Annotated in this window: 21 protein-coding genes; 12 read left to right on the forward strand and 9 right to left on the reverse strand. The window is 50.0% G+C overall.

The window, feature by feature from the left end; genetic code table 11:
* The first annotated feature begins 95 nt into the window (after positions 1 to 95).
* The 5 genes from BLU47_RS07685 to asnB all read left to right on the forward strand — a co-directional run bounded on the left by BLU47_RS07685 (position 96) and on the right by asnB (position 5,935).
* On the forward strand, positions 96 to 443 hold the full coding sequence (locus BLU47_RS07685) for a P-II family nitrogen regulator (protein WP_091960716.1): 348 nt from the start codon (positions 96 to 98) through the stop codon (positions 441 to 443).
* Positions 444 to 473: 30 nt separating this feature from the next.
* On the forward strand, positions 474 to 1,727 hold the full coding sequence (locus BLU47_RS07690) for an ammonium transporter (protein WP_091960720.1): 1,254 nt from the start codon (positions 474 to 476) through the stop codon (positions 1,725 to 1,727).
* Positions 1,728 to 1,756: 29 nt separating this feature from the next.
* On the forward strand, positions 1,757 to 2,470 hold the full coding sequence (locus BLU47_RS07695) for a TorF family putative porin (protein WP_091960723.1): 714 nt from the start codon (positions 1,757 to 1,759) through the stop codon (positions 2,468 to 2,470).
* A gap of 74 nt (positions 2,471 to 2,544) precedes the next feature.
* Positions 2,545 to 4,257, forward strand: coding sequence for a CTP synthase (locus tag BLU47_RS07700; protein WP_091960726.1), 1,713 nt, complete (start codon positions 2,545 to 2,547; stop codon positions 4,255 to 4,257).
* 13 nt (positions 4,258 to 4,270) lie between these two features.
* Positions 4,271 to 5,935, forward strand: a complete 1,665-nt coding sequence (gene asnB / locus BLU47_RS07705) for an asparagine synthase B (protein ID WP_091960729.1) — start codon at positions 4,271 to 4,273, stop codon at positions 5,933 to 5,935.
* Positions 5,936 to 5,942: 7 nt separating this feature from the next.
* On the opposite strand, the gene BLU47_RS07710 is transcribed toward asnB, so the two are convergent.
* Together BLU47_RS07710 and BLU47_RS07715 are read right to left on the reverse strand one after the other, a co-directional pair.
* Positions 5,943 to 8,237 (reverse strand): glycoside hydrolase family 2 TIM barrel-domain containing protein, encoded by a 2,295-nt coding sequence (locus BLU47_RS07710; protein ID WP_091960732.1) that lies wholly within the window; start codon positions 8,235 to 8,237, stop codon positions 5,943 to 5,945.
* 44 nt (positions 8,238 to 8,281) lie between these two features.
* Positions 8,282 to 8,797 carry an NUDIX hydrolase gene (locus BLU47_RS07715; RefSeq protein WP_091960734.1) on the reverse strand — a complete coding sequence of 172 codons (516 nt, stop codon included), beginning with the start codon at positions 8,795 to 8,797 and terminating at the stop codon, positions 8,282 to 8,284.
* 158 nt (positions 8,798 to 8,955) lie between these two features.
* On the opposite strand from BLU47_RS07715, the gene BLU47_RS07720 reads away from it, so the two are divergent.
* Together BLU47_RS07720 and BLU47_RS07725 are read left to right on the forward strand one after the other, a co-directional pair.
* Positions 8,956 to 9,483 (forward strand): hypothetical protein, encoded by a 528-nt coding sequence (locus BLU47_RS07720; RefSeq protein WP_091960737.1) that lies wholly within the window; start codon positions 8,956 to 8,958, stop codon positions 9,481 to 9,483.
* A gap of 31 nt (positions 9,484 to 9,514) precedes the next feature.
* On the forward strand, positions 9,515 to 10,114 hold the full coding sequence (locus tag BLU47_RS07725; RefSeq protein ID WP_091960740.1) for a hypothetical protein: 600 nt from the start codon (positions 9,515 to 9,517) through the stop codon (positions 10,112 to 10,114).
* A gap of 409 nt (positions 10,115 to 10,523) precedes the next feature.
* Here the strand turns inward: BLU47_RS07725 and BLU47_RS07730 are convergent, their stop codons facing one another.
* Both BLU47_RS07730 and BLU47_RS07735 read right to left on the reverse strand, forming a co-directional pair.
* Complete coding sequence (locus BLU47_RS07730; protein ID WP_091960742.1) at positions 10,524 to 11,579, reverse strand: IS110 family RNA-guided transposase; 1,056 nt, start codon at positions 11,577 to 11,579, stop codon at positions 10,524 to 10,526.
* A gap of 789 nt (positions 11,580 to 12,368) precedes the next feature.
* A complete protein-coding gene (locus tag BLU47_RS07735; protein WP_091960745.1) occupies positions 12,369 to 12,896 on the reverse strand; it encodes an MBL fold metallo-hydrolase in 528 nt (175 codons plus the stop codon).
* A gap of 166 nt (positions 12,897 to 13,062) precedes the next feature.
* Here BLU47_RS07735 and BLU47_RS07740 point away from each other — a divergent pair, with 166 nt between their 5' ends.
* A complete protein-coding gene (locus tag BLU47_RS07740; protein ID WP_091960747.1) occupies positions 13,063 to 13,359 on the forward strand; it encodes a helix-turn-helix domain-containing protein in 297 nt (98 codons plus the stop codon).
* An 81-nt stretch (positions 13,360 to 13,440) separates the two neighbouring features.
* On the opposite strand, the gene ppdK is transcribed toward BLU47_RS07740, so the two are convergent.
* Positions 13,441 to 16,161 (reverse strand): pyruvate, phosphate dikinase, encoded by a 2,721-nt coding sequence (gene ppdK / locus BLU47_RS07745; protein ID WP_091960749.1) that lies wholly within the window; start codon positions 16,159 to 16,161, stop codon positions 13,441 to 13,443.
* Positions 16,162 to 16,325: 164 nt separating this feature from the next.
* Between ppdK and rlmD the strand changes: the two genes are divergently transcribed.
* Both rlmD and BLU47_RS07755 read left to right on the forward strand, forming a co-directional pair.
* A complete protein-coding gene (rlmD, locus tag BLU47_RS07750; protein ID WP_091961049.1) occupies positions 16,326 to 17,765 on the forward strand; it encodes a 23S rRNA (uracil(1939)-C(5))-methyltransferase RlmD in 1,440 nt (479 codons plus the stop codon).
* A 5-nt stretch (positions 17,766 to 17,770) separates the two neighbouring features.
* Positions 17,771 to 18,853 carry a porin gene (locus tag BLU47_RS07755; protein ID WP_091961051.1) on the forward strand — a complete coding sequence of 361 codons (1,083 nt, stop codon included), beginning with the start codon at positions 17,771 to 17,773 and terminating at the stop codon, positions 18,851 to 18,853.
* Between the two features lie 4 nt (positions 18,854 to 18,857).
* Here the strand turns inward: BLU47_RS07755 and BLU47_RS07760 are convergent, their stop codons facing one another.
* Positions 18,858 to 20,333, reverse strand: coding sequence for an oligosaccharide flippase family protein (locus BLU47_RS07760; protein ID WP_091960752.1), 1,476 nt, complete (start codon positions 20,331 to 20,333; stop codon positions 18,858 to 18,860).
* A gap of 71 nt (positions 20,334 to 20,404) precedes the next feature.
* Here BLU47_RS07760 and BLU47_RS07765 point away from each other — a divergent pair, with 71 nt between their 5' ends.
* Both BLU47_RS07765 and BLU47_RS07770 read left to right on the forward strand, forming a co-directional pair.
* Complete coding sequence (locus BLU47_RS07765) at positions 20,405 to 21,391, forward strand: glycosyltransferase family 2 protein (protein ID WP_091960756.1); 987 nt, start codon at positions 20,405 to 20,407, stop codon at positions 21,389 to 21,391.
* A complete protein-coding gene (locus BLU47_RS07770; RefSeq protein WP_091960759.1) occupies positions 21,391 to 22,395 on the forward strand; it encodes a glycosyltransferase in 1,005 nt (334 codons plus the stop codon). The genes BLU47_RS07765 and BLU47_RS07770 overlap by 1 nt, the downstream gene beginning before the upstream one ends.
* On the opposite strand, the gene BLU47_RS07775 is transcribed toward BLU47_RS07770, so the two are convergent.
* The 3 genes from BLU47_RS07775 to BLU47_RS07785 all read right to left on the reverse strand — a co-directional run bounded on the left by BLU47_RS07775 (position 22,370) and on the right by BLU47_RS07785 (position 24,883).
* Complete coding sequence (locus BLU47_RS07775; RefSeq protein ID WP_091960762.1) at positions 22,370 to 23,533, reverse strand: glycosyltransferase; 1,164 nt, start codon at positions 23,531 to 23,533, stop codon at positions 22,370 to 22,372. The two genes, BLU47_RS07770 and BLU47_RS07775, sit on opposite strands and share 26 nt — an antisense overlap.
* Positions 23,534 to 23,543: 10 nt before the next feature.
* Entirely contained in the window at positions 23,544 to 24,119 is a 576-nt protein-coding gene (locus BLU47_RS07780) for a 30S ribosomal protein S16 (RefSeq protein ID WP_091960764.1), read from the reverse strand.
* 137 nt (positions 24,120 to 24,256) lie between these two features.
* Positions 24,257 to 24,883, reverse strand: a complete 627-nt coding sequence (locus tag BLU47_RS07785) for a lipocalin-like domain-containing protein (protein WP_091960767.1) — start codon at positions 24,881 to 24,883, stop codon at positions 24,257 to 24,259.
* Between the last annotated feature and the right edge of the window lie 5 nt (positions 24,884 to 24,888).

The following is a 24,888-nucleotide window of genomic DNA, read 5'->3' on the forward strand; positions in this document are numbered from 1 at the left end:
TATACGGCTTTTTTTCATGAATCACCCTACCTTTGCAGTCGTAATCTTGCAAGATGACACAAAAACGAATTATTTATTTAAAATGGTATTAAGGTATGAAAAAGATTGAAGCAATTATCCGCAAGACCAAGTTTGAAGAGGTCAAGGAAGCCCTGCTCTCGTCTGACATCGACTGGTTTGAGTACCACGACGTTCACGGCATCGGGCAGAGTCGTCAGGAGCGAATCTACCGTGGAGTACAGTATTCCACCGATGTCATCGAACGAGTTGCGTTGACCATTGTGTGCCGCGACGTGATAGTTGATCCAACCATCCAGGTCATTCTGAAAGTAGCTCATACCGGTAATGTAGGTGACGGACGTATCTTCATCAGCGACGTCATTGACACGTGGAGCATCCGCACAGGAGAACATGGTGACACGGTACTTAGAGACAAGAAGTAAGAAGTAAAACGATTAAAGGTAAAAAGAATTATGAACGAAATAGGATTATCACTTGATACCGTATGGATGTTGTTAGCAGCCATGTTGGTTTTCTGGATGCAGCCCGGTTTTGCGCTGTGTGAGGCTGGTTTCACACGTTCGAAGAACACGGTAAACATCCTGATGAAGAACTTTGTCGACTTCATGTTCGGCTCGCTGTTGTTCTTCTTTCTCGGCTTCGGATTCATGTTCGGCAGCGAAGGGGCCGGTTTCATAGGTGCTCCGAACTGGGGCGACCTGAGTTTCTACAAGGGCGACCTGCCCGTTGAGGGCTTCCTGATTTTCGAGACGGTGTTCTGCGCCACCTCTGCCACCATCGTCAGCGGGGCTATGGCTGAGCGCACGAAGTTCTCGATGTACCTCATCTACAGTGCTGTCATCTCGCTGTTCATCTACCCCGTCGAGGGACACTGGACGTGGGGCGGAGGCTGGCTATGCAACGATGCCGCCGACTCGTTTATGACGACCACCTTCGGCGCCGTCTTCCACGACTTTGCCGGCTCGGCTATCGTGCACAGCGTAGGTGGTGTGCTGGCATTGATCGGAGCCATTGCACTGGGGGCCCGTCGCGGCAAGTATGCCAAGGACGGCAGCAGTCGCGCCATCCCCGGCCATTCGCTGATGATGGCAGCCTTGGGCGTATTCATTCTCTGGCTGGGATGGTTCGGCTTCAACCCCGGTTCACAGCTGGCAGCCTCCGGCGAAGTCAACCGCGTGGCCATTTCGCATGTCTTCCTGACCACTAACCTGGCAGCTGTTGCCGGCGGCGTGGCAACGATGTTCCTCACTTATTTCAAATACGGCAAGCCCTCGCTGTCACTGACGCTGAACGGCGTGTTGGCAGGACTGGTAGGCATTACGGCAGGATGCGACCTGGTATCTCCGATAGGTGCCGTCGTCATCGGACTGGTATGTGGCACGGTTTTGGTTTATGCCATCGAGTTCATCGACCACAAGTTACACATCGACGATCCTGTAGGTGCGTCCAGCGTTCATGGTGTATGCGGTATCCTAGGGACATTGATGACCGGACTGCTGGCTACGGAAAGCGGTGCTTTCTATGGTCACGGATGGGGTTTCTTCGCTGCTCAGTGCTTTGGCATTCTGGTCATCGACCTCTGGGCTGCAGTTTGCGGCGTCGCTCTGTTCTATGGTATCAAGAAGCTACATGGACTGCGCGTCGATGCCCGTATCGAGGACGAAGGTCTTGACATCTACGAACACGGTGAGACTTGTTATAACTAAGTGAAACATGCAAAGAAAAATTTTAGGGTATGAAAAAGATTGTTTTATTCGCAATGGGACTAGTGCTGAGTGGCACTACCCTTGCACAGGATGGTAAGAAAAGTGAGTTTGAAACAACTATCAAGGGCGACTTCGTCAACGAGTACATCTGGCGTGGCCTGAAGTTGGCCGACGTAGCCGTACAGCCTACCTTTGGCGTAGAATACAAAGGCCTGTCGCTGACAGCCTGGGGCAGTTACGGACTGTCCAACAAAGACGACGTGAAGGAGTTCGACCTGACACTCGCCTACGCCATCAGCGGACTCAATTTCGGCGTGACCGACTACTGGTTCAGCGTGGGACAAGACCCCGAAGGCCGCTACTTCAAGTATGATGCTCACGGCACCAACCACATCTTCGAGGCCTTTGCCGGCTACGACTTCGGGTTCGCCTCAGTCAAATGGTACACCAACTTCACCGGTAACGACTACAAGGAGGACGGCAAACGCAACTACAGCAGTTACGCAGAAATTAATGTCCCATTTCGTTTAGCTACTGTCGACTGGACTGCTACGGCGGGTGCCGTCCCCTTCGAGTCGGTGCAGTATGGCACCAATGGCTTTGCTGTGACCAACCTCTCGCTACGGGCCACTAAGGACATACGGATTACGGACACGTTCTCCGTTCCTATCTTCGGACAGGTAATAGCTAATCCCTGTTCACAGAAAGCTTACCTGGTTCTGGGTTTCACGCTGCAACCATAATCTTTTTCCAGGTACCCTCTCGTCCATGCGATATGGACGGGGGGGATTTTTGCGTTGATTATTAACACCTAGTTATGGAAACAAAATATATTTTTATCACTGGAGGCGTCGCCTCATCACTGGGCAAGGGCATCATTTCGGCCTCGCTCGGCAAATTGCTGCAAGCACGCGGCTTTCGCATTACCATTCAGAAATTCGACCCCTACATCAACATCGACCCGGGCACACTCAACCCTTACGAGCACGGGGAATGCTACGTGACGGCAGACGGCATGGAAACCGACCTGGACTTAGGTCACTACGAGCGGTTCACAGGCATTGAGACCACACGCAACAATAGTGTCACCACGGGACGCATTTACCTGAGTGTCATCGAGCGAGAGCGTCACGGCGACTATCTGGGCAAGACCATTCAGGTGGTGCCTCACATCACCGACGAGATCAAGCGGCGCATCCTGCTCAACGCATCAAAACAACCACTCGACTTTGTCATCACCGAGGTGGGAGGAACCATCGGCGACATTGAGAGCCAGCCGTTCCTCGAAGCTATCCGACAGCTACGTTGGGAACTCGGGCCCCGTCGTGCCGTTAACGTTCACCTGACCTATGTGCCCTACTTGGCTGCTGCTGGCGAGCTGAAAACCAAACCGACACAGACCAGCGTAAAGCAATTGCAAGGACTGGGCATACAGCCCGAGGTATTGGTGTTGCGCACCGAACACGACCTCAGCGACGATATCCGCCAGAAGGTGGCACACTTCTGCAATGTCGACATGGATGCCGTCATACAGAGTCAGGACCTTGCCAGCATCTACGAGGTGCCTGTCAACATGCAGCGTCAAGGACTCGACACCGTTATCCTCAAGAAAGTAGGCTTAGCGGTTGACAACAATAGCGACGCAACAGGAATGGCTGCATGGAACGCCTTCCTCGACAAGCAGCGCAAAGCCACCGAGGTGGTCAACATCGGACTGGTGGGCAAGTACGACCTGCAGGATGCTTACAAGAGTATCCGTGAGAGTCTGAACCTGGCAGGCATCTACAATGACGTGAAGGTGAAGATCCACTTCATCAACAGCGAGGAGATCACCCCAGAGAACGTTGCCGAGAAATTGCAAGGATTGGCGGGGTTCATCGTATGTCCAGGGTTCGGGCAGCGGGGCATCGAGGGAAAGATTATCGCCGCACAGTATGGGCGGGAGCACGACATGCCCACTTTCGGCATCTGCTTAGGTATGCAGATGATGGTCATTGAATTTGCCCGCAACGTGCTGGGCTACAAGGATGCCAACAGTGCCGAGATGAGACCCATCCCCCAGCAGACCCACCCCCAACCCCTCCCTGTTATGGAGGGGAGTAATTACCAAGATCCTGTAAATGTTATCGATTTGATGGAAGAACAGAAAAACATTACGCAGATGGGGGGTACGATGAGATTAGGCGCATACGATTGTAAAGTATTAAAAGGTAGTAAGTCATTTGATGCATATTCGCAGTCAGAACTATCTACTCCCCTCCATAACAGGGAGGGGCAGGGGGAGGGTCTGCTGACCAAAGAGCGTCATCGGCACCGCTATGAGTTCAACAATGCGTACAAAGAGGATTACGAGCAGGCCGGCATGCAGTGTGTTGGCACCAATCCTGCTGCCGACCTAGTGGAGATTGTCGAGATACCGACCCTGCGCTGGTACATCGGCACACAGTTTCATCCCGAATACTCGTCCACGGTACTCCGCCCCCACCCGCTCTTCCTGTCGTTCGTGAAAACATGTATCAACCAACAATAAAACCCATCAGACTATGTGTGGAATAGTAGCTATATTAAATGTAGAAGAACAAACTTCTAAACTGAGAGAGAAGGCTCTGAGAATGAGTCAGAAAATTCGTCACCGCGGACCCGACTGGAGCGGCATTTACTGTGGCGGCTCAGCCATTCTGGCACACGAGCGACTGAGCATCGTCGACCCGGAGTCAGGTCAGCAACCTCTCTTCTCGCCCGACCGTAAGCAGGTGCTCGCCGTTAATGGTGAGATATACAACCATCAGGAAATTCGCCGTCGCTATGCCGGGAAGTACGACTTCCAGACTGGCTCCGACTGCGAAGTCATACTGGCACTCTATCGCGACAAAGGCATCAACTTTCTCGAGGACCTCTCAGGCATCTTCGCTTTCGTGCTTTATGACGAGGAGCGTGATGAATTCTTCATTGCCCGTGACCCCATCGGTGTGATTCCACTTTATATCGGTTACGACAGCAACGGCACCATTTATGTAGCCTCAGAACTAAAAGCCCTCGAAGGCCAGTGCGAGCGTTACGAACCGTTCCTGCCCGGACATTACTTTTGGAGCAAGGAGCCTGGCATGAAACGATACTATCAGCGCGACTGGTTCGATTACGATGCCGTGAAGGACAACGATGCCAGCGTGTCTGCCATTCATGACGCATTGGTAAGTGCCGTCAAGCGACAACTCATGAGCGACGTGCCCTACGGTGTTCTCCTCTCTGGCGGACTCGACTCGTCGGTCATCTCAGCCATTGCCGAGAAGTTCAGCGAGATGCGCATCGAGGACAACTCGCAGACCAAGGCTTACTGGCCCCGGCTACACTCCTTTGCCGTCGGACTCAAAGGAGCACCCGACCTGGCCAAAGCACGCATGGTAGCCGACCATATCGGTACCGTACACCATGAAATCAACTATACCATTCAGGAAGGTCTTGATGCCATCCGCGATGTCATCTACTATATCGAGACTTACGACGTTACCACCGTACGCGCCTCTACACCGATGTATCTGCTGGCACGCGTCATCAAGTCGATGGGCATCAAGATGGTACTCTCCGGTGAGGGTGCTGACGAGATATTCGGAGGCTATCTCTATTTCCACAAAGCACCAACGGCACGCGACTTCCACGACGAAACGGTACGCAAACTTTCGAAACTCCATCTCTACGACTGTCTGCGTGCCAACAAAAGCCTGTCTGCTTGGGGCGTCGAGGGGCGCGTGCCTTTCCTAGACAAAGAATTTCTCGACGTAGCGATGCGCACCAATCCGGAGGCTAAGATGTGTCCGGGACAGACCATCGAGAAGAAGATTGTTCGTGAGGCCTTTGCCGACCTGCTACCTGCTGAGGTTGCCTGGCGACAGAAAGAGCAGTTCTCCGACGGTGTGGGCTATTCGTGGATTGATACGTTGAAAGCCATCACCGCACAAGCGGTCACTGACGAGCAGATGGCACATGCTGCAGAGCGGTTTCCCATCAATCCTCCGAAAAACAAGGAGGAATACTACTACCGCTGCATCTTCGCCGAACATTTCCCCAGCGATTCTGCTGCACGTAGTGTTCCATCCGAAGCCAGCGTAGCTTGTTCTACTGCTATCGCCCTCGAATGGGATGCTGCCTTCAAGAACCTAAACGACCCCTCTGGCCGAGCGGTCAAAGGGGTCCACGAACAGGCTTATTAGACCTATATTACATCTTGAGCGAAGCTGTAGGCAGCTGACTCTTGACGCGGATGTTGGCAGTTCCCTTGCTCTGGGTGCTGCGAACAACGATAATGGCGCGGCCTTTCCAGGTGGTGAAACTGGGTGACGTCTTGGCTGTACGGTCTTTCAAATCGGCAGAGGCTGCTGCCATCAGCATGGCGGAACCGCTGACACTCACCTGACAAGGAATTGCGGCATCAGGACAGACGTTTCCGTTTTTGTCGACGACCTCAACGGTGATATAGGCCAACGACTGACCACCGGGAACAAGGTGATTCCTGTCGGCTGTCAGACGCAGACGGGCGGGTTTGCCTGCTGTCGACAGCATGACGCGCTGACCTCCGGCCTCTGCGCGCAAAGTACCTGGTTGGTAAGGCAGATTGAACACCGCCTTGAACTCGGTAGAGCGGTCTACCTTCTTGGTGTCTACTAGCTGGTCGTTCAGATAGAGTTTCACCTCAGGGGCCTTGGTGTACACCTCGACATCGATGGGTTTTCCTTCCCATCCTGCCCAGTTCCAACTCTCCCAGGTAGGCCATACGCTCCAGGATGTCTCATATATCTTCCCATGATAGCCATTCGGCTCCTTTACCGCCATAAACAATCCGCGGTCATTCCACAGGATGTCACGATAATGACTGATAGGACGACGATAACCCGTCATGTCGACATCACCGCAGCAGGCACCGTGCCAGTCGGGTTGTCCTCCCTCGACATAGCTCTCTCCAGGGCGCTCTCCTTCATAGTAGTAACGTCCGATTCCTGATTCGCCGAGATAGTCAAGACCGGTCCACACCATATCGCCGATAATGTAGGGATTGTCGTGGACATAAGCCCAGTTTCTGAAAGCGTCACGCGGGAAACTCTCCGTCTGCCACATCACACGCTTGGGATCACGTTGATGGTCGGTGGCATGCTTGAAAATCATATAGTTGTAGCCTGCAATGTCAAGTACTTCGAAGTGAGGGTCGTAGATTTCCCAGTCGGGATCCCACGCACAAAGAGCTTCCGTCACAGGACGCGTCGTGTCGCACTCCAATACGGCAGCCTTCAACTTTCGGGCCGTAGCGACGACACCAATCTCCTTGCGCTCAATGACCTCGTTGCCGATGCTCCACGAGATGATGCTGGGATGGTTACGGTCACGCAGCACCATAGCGTGGATATCCTCCCGATAGCAGGAGTCGATGAGTGTCGAGTAGTCGTAAGGTTTCTTTGCCTTACGCCATCCGTCGAAAGCCTCGCCGATAACGAGCATGCCCAGTGAGTCGCAGGCATCGAGGAAGGCACGTGTGGTGGGATTATGACTAGTACGTATCAGGTTGAAGCCAGCCTGCTTCATCAGGCGAACCTTGCGAATCTCTGCATCGTCGAAGGCCATTGCGCCAATCACTCCGTCGTCGTGATGCACGCAACCGCCATTCAGCAATAGGGACTCCCCATTGAGCACAAAGCCTTTCTCAGCATCGTATGAGAAGGTGCGGACACCGAAACGGGTTGAATGGTTTGAGGTAAGCGGTGAGCGGAGTCTGCAGTTAACAGTATAGAGATAGGGGTCTTGAGGCGACCAGAGACGCGGATGCTGGATAGTATAGCTGAAGTTGACCGTCTTGCACTCGCCGGCATTCACCGTGACGTCCTGCTGCTGACCTTCCACCTCGACGGTGGTCTGCTGTGCGTCCTTCGACTCGTTCTGCACCGTGACGGCTACATTTACCGTAGCCTTGTCGGCAGACACGTCGGTGGTGGTGACGAACACGCCATTCTCAGCAATATGCAAGGTTGGCATCGTCTGAAGCCATACATGTCGATAGATGCCCGAACCCGAGTACCAACGACAGTTTGTCTGCTGACTGTTGTCCACCTTGACGACGAGTTCATTTTCGCGCTTGTCCGTATAGACATAAGGGGTGATGTCAACGGTGAACGGAGTGTATCCGTAGGCATGCTGTCCGGCCTTCTTGCCGTTGATGAACACTTCGGCTCGCTGGTAGACGCCTTCGAAATGGAGCTTGACCAGTTCACCCTTCTTGACCTTCATGAGGTTACCGGCAAAACGCTTGCGATATTCACCCTTTCCGGCGGGAAACCAGCCACCCTCAGTGCCTGTAGTTCCTGTCTCGGGATTGGAAGCGTAATAGATGTCCCAATCGTGTGGAAGATTAACGGTTGTCGTCTTGCCGTTGTACGTAAACTCCCAGCCATTGTCAAACAGCTGTTGTTCTTGCGCCGATGCCTGTAATGCCAGCACCGAGGCTAATGTAATCAATAGTTTTTTCATTTTTATTGTTAGTTATGATGATATGGATGATTTTACATATACTTTCAACCGTTGGAAACGACAGATCCAAAACAACGCTGAAACTCACTTTCGAAATTGGGGGTCAGTATGCCTTGTCCGATGGCTTCACGAATCTCACGCATTGTCCAGAAACGGCCTCCGTCCAACTCGTCGGCTGAGGGCGATACAGGACCGTCGTAGGTCGTGCGGTTCACATACACGAGTTCACGCTCACGCAGACTCTCAAAGACGTATTTGTCTACGAACTCAGGAGTGAAGTCGGTAATGCCCAATTCTTCACGAACCTCACGGCGAAGGGCCTCTTCCGGTGTCTCACCGTAGTCAATATGGCCACCAACTGCCGTGTCCCACTTCCCTGGCTGGATGTCTTTCCAGTCAGGTCTGCGTTGCAGGTAGATGTCGCCATTTGAGTTAAACACATGCAGATGCACCACAGGGTGCAGCTGTTTCGTGCCACTATGACACTCGCCGCGAGTGGCAGAGCCTACTACCCTGCCCTCTTCATCGACTATCGGAAATATTTCTTGCAGATTGTCCATATTCTTTTACTAAAGGTAAAACGTCGTTCTTTCTACGTTTATTCTCGTGACTTCCAACGCCTGTTATTTTCCTAAACTATTATAATAATTGCTGCAAAAATAGTAAATTTCCAGCAAAATGAGTAACTTTGCCCGTAGTTTTAACATGTTATAGAAGTATGGAGAATTTTGAAGAGATATTACGAAAAGACTTACATCAGTTCCTGCTCTCAATGAAAGAAGTGGACGAACGGCTTCCTGAGTGTCCTGACGTAGAAGACAAATGGGAGGAGATAGCCAAGGCTTACATCCCCGACGGCATCCGTGAGTTCCAGGATTATCCCTCAGCCTCACTGGGCTGGATGATGTATATCGGCATGGCCGTCGCCAAGTTCTGGGATGCTGAATGGGAAATATACTCGAAGATAGATGACCTCTATGCCTATATGCGCGACAAGCGGGGCTACGACAGCATGGATGAATATATCCGTGAAGATGTGCTGTTGCTGAGAGGCATCGCCTATACCGTGTTGGAGAAAGTCACTGGCGAGTGTGCCTCTCGTGTCTATAATGCCTTGATGCACCAGCGTATAGAGCCAGGAACCAAGGAGGCTTTCGATGCCTACGTCGCATGCCTGCACCAACTCTACCTGTTTGGTGTTGCCATGCAACTGAAACGTATGGGCTATCACATGACTAAATTGTAACAACAGATAAATCAATTTAGCAGAATATATAATGAAACATTTCGTCATAAAATATTGGTGGGTGTTCCTTTGCCTTGTTGCTGTGTCTTTATACTCTTGCGATAATAACAACCTTACAGGCAAGAGTTATCAAGGCTATTACAATGCTTGCGAAAGGATTTATATAGAGTTCGAATCGAACTCTCAGGTAGAGGGAGAAATCTCTTCAACTGATTTTGTTGGCCATTTCACCGATTATGTATGCGGACACTATGAATACAAACATCCCTATATCATAATTACTTGGACTAAGGCTGATTCGGATAACGAGGTATATAAAAATGTAATATCAAATCCGGACTCAACTATTGTAAACGAGTCATTAGATACGCTCAGGCTATATGAAGGAAATGAAGAATATATATTGCCAAGATACCATCTCTATCAGATTGACGAAAACGCCTCTTTCATGGAAAAGGTTGGGCAATATAGTTATCAAACTTTTCTGCTTATTATTATTTTTATTGTGAGATATTTCTTTTATATTATCGCTGCCATAGTGATTTTGAGATTTGCTATTAGGTGGCGTAAAAAAAAAGGAAAAAGTAAATTCCAATTTAACGAACAGAATAAGCGAGGCCACATGGCTTGAATGCCATAGGAATGCCATAGGGACAGATACTGTTTTAAAAATCAAACTTTTGGGATAAAAAGTGAGTTGTTTTAACAATTCTTGTCTATTGATTGCATTTACACGTAACATTCTGGCCCTGTTTTCAGTGTAAATTGCAACAGGACTCTGCTGTGATGCTAGAATCAATGCTAGGCAGACTCCCATAGCTTCTCAGTGTATGGTGTTTATCGCTTTTGGCGATGTTTTCTGATGTTTATGGGTGCTGTCGCACTGGTTTTCCTCGACAGTATGCTATGTTTTGAGATTATTTCTTTGTTGTTCGATATTTATTGACTAACTTTGCAGCCATCAAGGGAAGACTGCGCTCAGCGGCTATTTTTCAGCCAACGTCCCAACGTCTATCCCGTGAGGCTGGCCTTCATGGGGTTCAGCCTCTTTCTTTTTCTTTCTTAATTGGCTTGTCTCGCTTTGAATCATACTCCTCTCCACTTTTCCAGAGACTATATATGAGGAGCAACAGTTTGCGCATAGTTGCTGTTACTCCAATCATTTTCGACTGCGGGTTCCTTGCACATAAACGTCCATAGAAGTCTTTCATCTGGGGATTATATTGAGTACTGACAATGGCAGGGAAATAGAGTGCCGTTCTAATGTGTACGTTACCTTGCTTAGAAATATGACGTTTAGGATCAACTGGTCCAGACTGATGAGCCGGCACGTCAAGTCCTGCATATCTGGTTAATTGCTTACGGTTTGTTATCAACGCGAAGCCATTGGTTTCTGCCAGCACAGTGACTACAGTCATATAGCCCAAGCCTTTGATTGTAGCGATACGTTCAATACGTTCTGACAAACCAGGTTGTTGTTTGATCTTATCTCGAATGGCCTTCTGATTGCTGGCTAATTGTTTGTCAATCTCGTTGATAAGTTTGTTATAGTGCTTGACGATACTTTTCTCGGTAATCTCGCTATGTGTTAGTGCCTCCAGGTGATTCTGTAGCTCTGTTCTAACTTTGTTTATGTCAGCCACAAAGCGTGTCATCTGACGCAATTCTCTGTAAATAGGTGATGGTGGAGTCCAAGACTTGAGGCGCTTGTCTAGGCATCCCAACATCCCCAAGGTGTAAGCGTCCATGTCATCGGTCTTTGTGAGGATGCCCTCGTACTTGGCAAACTCACGTGCCTTATTAGGCAACACAATGCAGATGTCCAGATCTAGCTTGCTCAGATGGGCTGCTAGCTGCTCATAATAGACACCAGTGGGTTCCATCACATAGCGTATGGGATAGCCTTTTAGAGCCTCCTTGCGACTCCATTTGACGAACTGGTTGAAACCAGTCTTGTTGTTGCTAAACACAATGGGTTCAGTAGCGCATCCCATATCGAATTCGTACATACACAGACAGGCCGTGAACGTTCCCTTTGCAATGTTGATTCCCACGCACTGCATAAACCACTTGCCAGGTTCAAAATTAGGTTTCATACGGTTTGAATTTTGAGTTAATAATGTTGATGATTATAGCCTCAAATCCTCACCGCCTTTCCTCTTGTATATACTCTGAATCATCCTCTACCATACCTGAGCGATGTCCTCTGATACTTCGTCCTGGCTCTAAAGATCTGAATAAATGAGGGCGGAAGCTTATCCTGTCCCACGATATAGTCTCTACTTACCTAGGTGAGTGTCTTCTCGCCCTCAACGGCATAAATCTCTAGCAAAGCTACAAAACTTAAACCGTATTGCATCCATCTACATGAATTATTTCAAGAAAATGGAACAATCTCTATAATCGGATGCAAAGGTAAGAGGTGACTGACATCCGATGTAGTAAGTCAAGATGGTATCTCCAAAAGTAATTTCAATTACTCCGAATAGAAATTTAAATACTCCGAAAGTAACGAAAATTACTTTCGGAAAATTAGGAATTACGATTTTACCCTCACATCCTAACGTTTTTGCACCAAACCACGATGTATAGGGCGTTTGAGCACGTTAGGGACAAAGGATTCTCCCTCACGTCTCCCTAACGTTTTGGCCTCTGGAGGGTCACATTTTGCAATTCTGAGGCTCAAAATGTAATAGGTTACCCAAAATGTGAGGGAGACGTTAGGGAGAATGAAAAAGGGTAACGTGGTTCAAACGCCCTGTACATCGGCATTTGAGAGGGATGACGTTAGGGTGTGAGGGTAAAATCGAAAAAACTTTTTTTCTGATGCAAATAAGGAACGCTTATTGATGAATAAGGGACGCTTATTACAAAATAACCCAAGGTTATTTTCCCATAACCTTGTGTATTAATAGTAGCCGCGAGTCCGTAGGCTTCGGACGCTCAGTCCGACCCGTTCGGACTGGCAGTCCGTCGGGACAGACTAAATCGGTGTAGGTGACTGGCACGATGTTTGTTAGTCCCTGCAGTTCGGCAGCATCCGTCTCGTCCTGATTCACATAGACCTTTGCATTCGGGAAGCTTTTCAGTTCTCCACTGTGGTCTGCATGGCGGTGAGTGAGCAAGATCTTCGTCACCTGCTCAGGCTTATATCCAAGAGCCTCGAAGGCCTCCATATAGGTGCAGATGTCCTTGCCAGTAAAACCGAACGAGTTCTCATCGGGAACTTCTTCTGGTGTACCTGCGGGGATGCCTGTATCTACAAGAATAACTTCTGAACCAGTGTCAATCAGCCAATTCTGCAAACTGCCGCGATAGCGGATATTCTGATCAAAATCACCACCTTCGCCACCCATGACGAAAGGCTGAGTATAGAATCCGTCTTTTCTGAATTTTACTGCTTTGATATCCATAATTTCTTCTTTTTTGTAATATTATTGTTGTTTGTTACTATTTCGCAAAGATAAGCTATATTTTTCATATCATTGTAAACCCAAACGGAAGAAAAATTGATTGAAACGGAAATAACTCGCATTTTCTTTGTGTATTTGCACCCACAAACTATCGATCAACTGTAATATGTTCAGTCTTGTGCCTATTCACTTTACCGAGCATCACGATGTGGGATTCTATGCCTCACAGCTCTGCATCACACCGCGCTACCTCTCACAGATTGCCCGTGAGGTTTCTGGCCGCACAGTTGTCGACTACATTAACCAGATGCTTCTGATGGAGACCTCATACCTGTTGCAACAAACCTCACTCCCCATCGCAGATATAGCCGTCCGCCTACACTTTTCTGAAACAGCTTCGCTCACTCGTTTCTTTACAAGGATGAAGGGTGTAAATCCAAGGGAGTTTAGGAAGGGGAGATAGGTTAGTCATCTTTATCTCTGGAGTGCAAAAAAGAGACCTGCCCAAGCGGACAGGTCCCTTTACTTTATTGTCGGATTAAAATTACTCCTCAACAGCAGCCTGTGCGGCGGCAAGGCGTGCGATGGGCACACGGAAGGGAGAGCAAGATGCGTAGTTCATGCCAATCTTAGCGCAGAACTTCACTGAGCTGGGCTCACCACCGTGCTCACCACAGATACCGCAACGCAGCTCGGGACGAACCTCGCGACCGGCCTTCACGGCGTACTTGATGAGCTTACCAACACCCTTCTGGTCGAGTACCTGGAACGGGTCAACCTTCAGGATCTTCTTGTCGAGGTATACAGGCAGGAACGAAGCGATATCGTCGCGGCTGTAACCGAAGGTCATCTGAGTCAGGTCGTTGGTACCGAATGAGAAGTACTGAGCCTCTGTAGCGATGCGGTCGGCAGTCAAAGCAGCACGAGGAATCTCAATCATCGTACCAATCTCGAACTCTACCTCAAGGCCATATTCCTGGAATACTTCCTTGGCGGCATACTGGATAACTTCCTTCTGTTGCTTCAACTCATAGAGTGTACCAATCAATGGAACCATGATCTCTGGCATCGGGTTCTTGCCTTCCTTCTTCAGCTCACAAGCAGCACTCAGGATAGCACGGGTCTGCATAGCAGTGATTTCAGGGAAGGTGATGCCCAGACGGCAACCACGGTGACCCAGCATCGGGTTATTCTCGGCCAGTGAAGCTACACGGCGCTGGATAGCCTCCAAGCTGACACCCATCTCCTTGGCCATGGTCTCCTGACCAGCCAGATCGTGGGGAACGAACTCATGGAGAGGGGGATCCAACAGACGGATGTTCACGGGCAGACCGTCCATAGCCTCGAGGATGCCCTTGAAGTCAGCCTTCTGATAAGGCAACAACTTAGCCAAAGCCTTCTCACGTCCGGCAACGCTGTCAGAGAGAATCATCTCACGCATAGCGATGATCTTCTTGTCGTCAAAGAACATGTGCTCGGTACGTGTCAGACCGATACCCTTGGCACCGAAGTTGCGAGCAACCTGTGCGTCGTGAGGAGTATCAGCATTGGTGCGAACCTGCAACTTGGTGTACTTGTCGCAAAGGTCCATCAGTTCCTTGAAGTCACCAGAGAGCTCAGCAGCCTTAGTGGGCACCTCGCCAGCGTAAACCTGACCAGTGGTACCATTCAGAGAGATGAAGTCACCCTCCTTGTATACAGTGCCGTCAATCTCGACGGTCTTATCCTTATAGCTAACGTTCAGTGAGCCGACACCCGATACGCAGCACTTACCCATACCACGAGCCACAACGGCAGCGTGTGAGGTCATACCACCACGAGCGGTGAGGATACCCTCGGCAGCAGACATACCTGCGAGGTCCTCTGGAGAGGTCTCGATACGAACGAGGACAACCTTGTGTCCGTCAGCATGCCAAGCCTGAGCGTCGTCAGCATGGAACACAATCTGACCACAAGCAGCACCAGGAGATGCAGGCAGACCCTGAGCAATCACCTTAGCAGTAGCCAAAGCCTTCTTGTCGAATACGGGGTGCAACAGCTCGTCAAGCTTCTGAGGCTCACAACGCATGATAGCGGTCTTCTCGTCAATCTTACCTTCGTGCAACAGGTCGATGGCAATCTTCACCATAGCAGCACCGGTGCGCTTACCGTTACGAGTCTGCAGGAACCACAGCTTACCCTCCTGAACGGTGAACTCCATATCCTGCATATCGCGATAGTGCTCCTCGAGCTTTTCCTGGATGCCATTCAACTGCTGGTAAATCTCAGGCATTGCTTCCTCCATAGAAGGATACTTGGCTACGCGCTCAGCCTCTGAGATACCGGCACGCTCAGCCCAGCGCTGAGAACCAATCTTAGTAATCTGCTGTGGGGTACGGATACCAGCCACAACGTCCTCACCCTGCGCGTTAACCAGGTACTCACCGTTGAACAGGTTCTCACCATTGGCAGCATCACGGCTGAAGCATACGCCAGTAGCAGAGGTATCACCCATGTTACCGAATACCATAGCCATAACTGATACGGCTGTACCCCACTCGTCGGGGATGCCTTCCATCTTACGATAGAGGATGGCACGCTCGTTCATCCAAGAACGGAACACGGCGCAGATAGCGCCCCAGAGCTGCTCGATAGGATCGTTGGGGAAGTCCTTACCTGTGCGCTCCTTGATAGCAGCCTTGAATAGCTGAACCAGTTTCTTCAGGTCGTCAACGGAGAGGTCCTTGTCGAGTACGACACCGCTTTCTTTCTTTACCTTCTCGATGATTTCCTCAAACGGATCGATATCGGTCTTATTGACGGGTTTCATCTCCAATACCACATCACCGTACATCTGTACGAAACGACGATAGCTGTCGTACACGAAGTGAGGGTTGTTGGTCTTCTTGGCCATACCTTCTGCCACCTCGTCGTTCAGGCCCAGGTTCAGAATGGTATCCATCATACCAGGCATTGAAGCACGAGCACCAGAACGAACAGAGACAAGCAGTGGGTTAGCAGCATCACCGAACTTGCAGTTCATCAAGTTCTCGATGTGCTTAACAGCTGCCATCACGTCGTCATTTAGGATTTCCATGATTTTCTCCTGACCAACCTGATAATATTCATTACAGCAGTCGGTTGTAATTGTAAAACCTGGAGGAACGGGGACACCGATATGGTTCATTTCAGCAAGGTTTGCACCCTTGCCACCAAGTTCCTCACGCATCTTTGCATTACCTTCGGCCTTTCCATTGCCGAAGAGGTAAACTCTTTTTTGGCTCATAAGTTAGTGTACTATTATTAAAATTAAAAAAAGTATACGTTTTATTCAATTTGGCAAAGTTACACAATCTTTTTCATTCATGCAAATATTTTGCTTTTTTTTGCAATATAGACCTTTCTTTTCGAAAATAAATAGTAACTTTGTGGCCAAAATTACACATGATTATGACACGAAAGAAGAAACCATTACCATTATTGGAACATATTACCATCACCGACTATGCTGCCGAAGGCAAGTCTGTGGCGAGAGTAGACGATATGGTAGTCTTTGTACCATGGGCTGTTCCAGGTGATGTTGTCGACCTGCAGGTAAGACGCAAGAAGCACTCCTTCATGGAAGCTGAGGTGGTGCGCTATCACGAATATAGTAAGGTACGCACACAACCCTTCTGCCAACACTTCGGTGTGTGTGGCGGATGTAAGTGGCAGCAGTTGCCCTATGAAGAACAGTTGAAGATGAAGCAGCAACAGGTGTACGACCAGCTGACGCGCATCGGCAAGGTTAAGTTACCTGCCTTCCGTCCCATCCTGGGCAGTGTGAAGACCAAGGAGTATCGCAACAAACTGGATTTCGGGTGTGCTAACAAGCGATGGCTGACTACAGAGCAGTTGAAAGACGACACCTTGGTGAAGGACACCCCTGCTATTGGTTTCCACATCACTGGAGCCTTCGACAAGATATTGCCTATTGAGAAATGCTGGTTGATGGACGACTTGCAGAACCAGATACGCAACGAGGTGCGCGACTATGCCGTGGAGCATGGATTATCGTTCTTCGACCTGCGCCAACAGGTGGGGTTGCTGCGCGACGTCATCGTGCGCAACTCAGCCAGTGGCGAGTGGATGGTGATCATCCAGTTCCATTTCGACGAGACGGGTGGAGAACAGGAGGCGCAGGGGTTGTTGCAACACATTGCCGACAAATTCCCACAAATCACCTCCCTACTCTACCTGGACAACCAAAAATGCAACGACACCATCGGCGACCAGGACATCAGGGTATTCAAAGGCAAAGACCACATCTTCGAACTGATGGAGGACCTGAAATTCAAGGTGGGTCCGAAGTCGTTCTATCAGACAAATACCGAGCAGGCCTACCACCTGTATTCCGTAGCACGTGAGTTCGCTTTTGGTAATCTCTCGTCTCTTTCCTCCGACACCTCACCGCTCGTTTACGACCTTTACACCGGCACTGGCACCATCGCCAATTTCGTAGCCAAACAGGCACGTCAGGTTATTGGCATCGAATATGTTCCTGAGGCCATCGAGGATGCAAAGATCAACTCCGAGATAAACGGCATCAAGAACACTTTGTTCTATGCCGGTGACATGAAAGATATCCTGACCGACGACTTCATCAACGCACACGGGCGCCCTGATGTAATCATCACCGACCCTCCTCGTGCAGGCATGCATCCTGATGTCATCAAGACTATTCTGAATGCAGCTCCCAAGCGCATCGTATACGTGTCGTGCAACCCAGCCACACAGGCTCGTGACCTTCAGGCATTGGATGAAAAATACCAAGTGGTGGAGGTACAGCCCGTTGACATGTTCCCCCACACGCCCCATGTAGAAAACGTCGTATTGTTAACCCAAAAATAATGTTTATGAAAAAATTACTGACTATTGCTCTTATGGCTTTGTCTATGACGGCCAACGCACAAGAGAAAGAGAAGAAAACCTTAATTGAACTACCCCAATGGGTGAAGAACATCAAGTTCAGCGGATACGGAATGCTGCAATATCAGGGGCAAGACCCTGAAGGTGAACATTCCAACACGTTCAACCTCCGCCTGGCTCGTTTCATCCTGGACGGAAAGATTGGTGACTTCGACTGGCGCGCCCAGATTCAGGGTACCAATGTAAAAGGCCCCGGTGAGCCTACCGTACAAATGATAGACCTCTATGCCGAATGGAGACGATTCCCCGAGTTCAAAATTCGTGCAGGACAGTTCAAGCGCGCCTTTACCTATGAGAATCCCACCAACCCCATCACGCAGGGATGGTACGCCTATGCCAACGTCATCAACAACCTGTCTGGCTTCGGCGATCGTACCGGTGAGAAGTCTTCTGGTGGTCGCGACATTGGTATCCAGTTCTCCGGCGACCTTTTCCCCAATGCCTCCGGACGCCGTCTGTTCCACTACCAGATTGGTGTATACAATGGTGAGGGTATCAACCAAAAGGACAAGGACAACAAGAAGGATATCATCGGTGGTGTATGGGTAATGCCCATCAAGGGTTTGCGCATCGGTGCCTTCGGATGGACGGGTACTCGTGGTGAGCTGACCATGACCAAGACTGATGGCAGCACAGTGACTATTGAGAGTGCACGCAAGAACCGTTATGCGCTCTCTGCCGAATATGACAAAGACGAGTACACTTTCCGTGCAGAGTATCTGCACAGCCAAGGCTTGGGTGCCAAAGAGATGCTGGGCGACAAGGCAGACGGTTGGTATGCTTTCGGCATCGTTCCCGTCATTAAGAGCAAGCTGCATGCCAAGGCCCGCTACCAGACCTATCGCGACAACAAGGAATGGAACCGTGCTAAGACGATGTACGAGATTGGCTGCAACTATTACTTCACCAAAAACCTACAGGTAAATCTCGAGTATGCCCGTGTGAACGATCGTACTTTGGCGAAGCATAACTACAATTTCGTGGATGTGCAATTTGACTTCCGCTTCTAAGGAACTACATGAATTTCCTGCGTAGCGCCTCCCACAGATGAGCCTTTTGGCGCAGGATGTAAATCGAATAAGCCGTGCTGATCATCATCAGTGCGGCTTCTGCTATCCAATAGACCCAACCGCTGGTCAGCAACGACAGGCAGAATGCCAGGAAACCAATGCTCAGCTGAACGATGGCATAACGGCTGATGGTAGCTGTCGACCGATAGCTGTATCTGTCGTGGGCATAGGCATAGATCATCAGGTAGTCGAAGATATGTGCCACGACGATAGCCACTCCCGTTCCATAGATATCCCAATAGGTGTAACCGACAACCACGCTAAGCACCAGAACAACAAAATAGGCTGACTCCAAGAAGAGAAACGACAACGAGTGTCCTCGTGCCAGGGTGATATACGCTACAGGCAGGGTGAGCACTTTGAAATACATCGCCAGCACGGCTACCTGAGCCATTCCGACAATTGGCAGGAACTCCTTACTGAACAGCAGGGGTATCAGCACTGGCATCATGGCCGTCAGGGCTGCTAACATCGGCGACAACAGCAATAGTGACACCTCCGTCTGTTTGTTTACCGTCTCGTTGGTTGCCTGAATGTCGTGGGCAACGCCAGAGAGACGAGGGAAATAGTCGGTCTCCATGGCGGAGAACACCATCCCTGCATAGGTGATGGAAATCATATAGGCCGTGTTGTAGAACGCCACATCGTTGAGTCCGCCCTCCACATTCAGGAACGAGCGGATGAACATCTCCGAAGCACTTCCGATGGCTGCTGCCACGATGAATGCGACACCCAGCTTCACCATCCCTGCCCCCTGTTTCAGGTGACTGCTGTTGAAATGTAGTCGCAAGGGATAATAGCGATAGGAATAGCCTATCGTGGTAAGCATCGTAATAATGGCTGTCAAGACGATGGCAGGTACGACACCGGAGTGATAGAAGAAATAATAGAGGGCAATGGAGACGCACACCGAGATGAGGGCGGAACACACCTGTATCTTTGCCAGTGCGCCCAACCTGCGTGTAGCCTTCAGGATAGCCGTCTCGCCGCCTGCTATGGCCATCACAGCCACCGAGACAGCCAGCATGGCATAGTGCAACGTGTGGTTGCCCCAAGCAAACGACAGGCCGTTGATAAGCGGACTCACCAACACACAGAAGATGCAACCCAGCATCGCAGCAATCATACTCCACAGGCGCGTCACCTGGATAAAGAACGACAACTGGTCGTTGTCATCATGCTCGTAGTATTCTGACAGACGGGGTACGGCTCCGAACGAGATACCCAGGCTTGTACACTGTGCTGCAAAATTCTGTGCTGATGTCATCAGTGCCGACAGTCCGATACCACCTGCTCCCAACAACAGGGCCATCGCCTTGTTGCGCACCAGGCTAATCAATATACTGACACCTTGTACGCCGCCAAATATTCCCGTATATTTAAGTACATGTCTGTAGCTGTCGTCGCGCTCTTCTTTCATAATTTATAAAAATAGAACGCAAAATGATGACTTTTATTACGTAATTGCAAATAATTTCGTATTTTTGCACCATGATTGAACAAAAAGACACCCCATTGGTCAGTTTTGTCATCACCTACTACAACCTACCCGTACAGATGTTGTGTGAGTGCATTGACAGTATCCTAGCCCTCTCGTTGCGTTCCTTCGAGCGTGAGATTATCGTGATTGACGACGGTTCTGAGGTATGCCCCATGAACGGTCTGATGCAGTATGGCGACGACATCGTGTATGTGCGCCAGAAGAATCAGGGTGTAAGTACTGCCCGAAACAGAGGAATGAACATGGCTGCCGGAAAATACATCCAGTTCATTGATGCTGACGATTACCTGATACAGACGCCCTATGAACACTGCTTGGACATCATCCGATACCACAAGGATGCCGACATGGTGCTCTTCGACTTCACCCATTCTGCAAATCAGCAAGACACCAACATCCAATCGCCTATCAAGACGAGCGGAACAGCTTACATGCGCAACCACAATATTGCCGGTACGGTTTGGTGTTTTCTCTTCCGTCTGGGCATTGTGGGCAAACTGACCTTCTCACCAGATATCAAATACGGAGAAGACGAAGAGTTCACAGCACAACTGCTATTACGCGCAGAAGAGGTTTACGTAACAAAAGCCAAGGCTTATTTCTACAGACGCCACAAGGAGTCTGCCATACAACAGTCACACTCCGAGGAAAAAGGCAAGGAAAAGCGGCTGAAAGACAACCTGTCCGTCATTCTACACCTGCAGAACCTCTGCGATAAGTTGCCACAAAACGACAGACTCGCCTTGCAGCGCAGGGTTGCCCAGCTGACCATGGACTACATCTATAACACCATCACCTTGACGCACTCGCGTCAGGCCCTCAACAACTGTCTGGACGAGTTGAGCAGCAAGGGTCTCTTCCCCCTGCCCGACCGTGACTATACCAAGAAGTACACTTGGTTCCGCCGCATGACCAATACAGCTATCGGGCGCACCCTGTTACTTCACTCACTGCCATTACTCAAACGCGAGAAATAATGGAGAACAAGATTTCCGTCGTAGTCTGCACATACAACCAGGAGGACACCATCGCTCGCACGCTGGACTCCATCCTCATGCAGCAATGTCATGTTCCCTATGAGATTATCATCGGCGAGGACTGCTCTACGGACAACACATTATCCATTTGTCAGCAGTATGCCGAACATCATCCTGGCATCATCCGGGTGATGGCGAACAAGCCGAATAAGGGGGTCGTCCGCAACTACTTCGACTGTCTGCTTGCTGCCGACGGCAAATACATTGCCGACTGTGCCGGTGACGATTTCTGGACGGATCCGCTGAAACTGGAAAAGGAGGTCAGCGTGATGGAACAGCATCCAGAGGTTACACTCGTGCTGACCCGATGGAACTGGTATGACGAGGCAACGCGACAAGAGACACCCTGTGCGCCCCCACCCTTTTCGCAGGCTATTGTAAAGGGTACGGATGCCTTGGAAACTATCCTCACCCAAAGGGATATGAGTGTCTACCACCTGAGCTCGTCGCTCTATGCTGCCGAAGCGTTCAGAAAAGCCTACGCGGAAGATGCCTTCCTCTTCCGCAACAACGATTTTGCTACGGAAGACATCTCGTTGGTATTTATGCTGGCACGCTATGGTGACATTGCCTATCTTCCGGACTTTACCATGAATTACAGCATTGGCAAGCCTTCGGTGTCGAATCTGACAAACCATGAGAAACTGTTCCGCTTCTTCCGTCAGATTACGGGACTGACACACTACTTGATTGAACATTACAACCTGCACACAACGCGCACAGACCAGTTTATGGAAACGCGTCTTTTCGCTTTGTCCATGCACGCTTTCCGTAGTTTCAATCCGGATTTGTCGGCAGAGGTGTTTCGTTGTGCCGAAGAATGGCATGTCTGCCTAACACCACGTCTTCACACGGTGTTCTTTATCATGCGTCACCGATGGCTTTGGCGCATCGGACTACTTGCTCGAAAGGGTATTGTCAGCGCGAAACAAGCACTTCGCTGAGTACTTGTTCCAGTTGCCTTCCAACAACAATGGGGGAAGCCAACTCTGAGATTTTCACAGACAACATTTCACCATCAACGGCAGGCTGTTCTACCATATGACTCATGGCAGAAGCCAAGGCATCGGCATCACCAATGGGTACGATAGTACAGCCCTCCTCGATACGCAGGCTGTGGGGTATGCACTCGGTGGAAATAACCGGTATACCCGTACTCATTGCCTCCAACAGGACTAAGGGTTGCACCTCACTTCTGCTGGCAAGCACCAGGGCGTCAGAAGTATAGAGCAAATTACGCACCCCCTCTTTGTCAATGCGCCCATAGGTCTTAACACCTTTCAGTCCCAGTCGCTTTATTTCATGTTGACACGCGCTCCCGTCTGTGTCCAGTCCGGCACAATGTAATTCTATGGATATGCCTTGTGATTGCAACTTCTGACAGGCTTCAAACAAAATGTCGTAGCCCTTGTGATAGTAATAGTCTGCCAGACAACAGAAGCGGAAAGGCCGTCCGCTACGCGACTCACGCTGCTGATAGTGAAAAAAAGCGGTATCAATGGTATTGGAGAGGCATTGCCATCGATAGTTCTTACCATAATAGCAGGCAATGGAATCAACCAGTTCTTCCGAGACTGGGAGCACACAGGCGGCATGCTCGTAGGCTTGTTTCAGCAAGGGTATCTGCCAGGCATCACTGGGTGCCTTTCCAAATTCCTGTTCGAGCAACATCAGTGACAGGTGTTCCGTAATAACATACGGGATGCCATACTCCTCGCCAATCAGCATAGCGGTATAGCCTGCCCACTTGGCACAATGGGCATGCAGGACATCGGGTTTTCCGTGGCGTTTCACATAGTCGCGGAACATCGAGCGGACGATGCCTACCCATCGCTCCACATTGTGGTGCACCATCCGGGGCAAGCCACGCTGGTACGACTGGTAGACGGTCACTCCTTCCATCTCGTGTACAAAACGATGATAGGGTCGCACGACATAATCGCGCAACCCTATCGTAGCACCTAATTGAACATTGCTTAAGATACGTACCTCATGTCCTAAACCCTTCAAGGCCTTAGCCTGATCGAGGCAGAACAAACCACCATAGGGGTGGAAGAACGAGGGTACCTCAAGAATGTGCATCACTCATGATTTACTCTGCAGCGGGAGCCTCAGCAGCAGCCTCTTCTGCAGGAGCCTCAGCGGGAGCCTCAGCAGCAGCGGCCTCAGCGGCTTTTGCAGCCTCTTCCTCAGCCTTAGCAGCCTCGATAGCAGCCTTCTTCTCAGCTACCTTCTTAGCAATCTCCTCGTTCATCTTCTTCTCCTGAGCCAGCTCCTTAGCAGCAGCGTCCTTCTTTGCCTTTGCCTCTTCGGCGGCAATCTTCTCAAGACCCTTCTGCTTGTCAGCCTTCCATGCATCAAACTTCTTCTGAGCAGTAGCCTCGTCGAAAGCGCCCTTCTTAACGCCACCACGGAGGTGCTTCATCAGGTAAACGCCCTCGTTGCTGAGGATGTTACGAACGGTGTCAGTGGGCTGAGCACCGGTCTCTACCCAGTAGAGTGCGCGCTCGAAATTCAGGTTCACTGTGGCAGGATTGGTGTTAGGATTGTAAGTACCAATCTTCTCAGTAAATTTACCATCACGTGGTGCTCTAACGTCAGCGATTACGATGCTATAGAAAGCATAGCTCTTACGACCGCCGCGCTGCAATCTGATTCTTGTTGCCATTGTAATTGTTTAATTTTTAATTGTTAAAATATGAATTTCATGCTACTATCTCGTAATAGCGGCTGCAAAGGTACACATTATTAATGAGAAATGAGGAATGAGAAATGAGAAATACCTTCTTCTTAATGTTTTTTAACTTATTGCTTCCTCAGCGTGATACCTGCCTGCATGCCCTTGACACTCTTCATCAGCGAAGCGACGGTCTTGATACTCGAATTGCTCGACTTGGCACCCAGTGTCTTAAACAGGTTCAGCAGTTTGGTGGCATCTGTCACGAACTGGAGGTCTTTGCCGTCTATCTGGGTGGTGATGGTGAGTGCCTTCACACCGACTATCGACAGGATGAGCTTCGAGTCCTTCACCTGCCAGGTGCCTTGCGATGTCTTGCCCTTCATCGTCTCCGTGAAGGTACCGTCCTCCTTGAAGGTCATCGAGAAGTCACCGGGCTTGATGCCATACTTCGACAGTTGCTCCTGTAACTTCGACTCTACCTTGTTGGCAGCAATCTTCGAGGCAGCTTTTGCCAGGATGTTGTCTGATGTGAAGACGATGGCAGGCTCGGTATAGTTCCACGTACCGATAATCTTCTCGGCTGTTGCCTGCTTGTCGCTCGAGAACACGGTGGTCAGTCCCTGTACCAGGCCACCCGACTGCTGGTTGTTCAGCACACTGCCTAACACGTCGCCCAGTGTTTGTGCGTTTGTCTGGGCAGAGAACATCATCATCACAGCCATTGCGGCTACTTTACATACTTTTTTTTTCATGTTGT

The organism is Prevotella sp. tc2-28 (genome assembly GCF_900107705.1).
In the GTDB taxonomy this organism is placed as follows: domain Bacteria; phylum Bacteroidota; class Bacteroidia; order Bacteroidales; family Bacteroidaceae; genus Prevotella.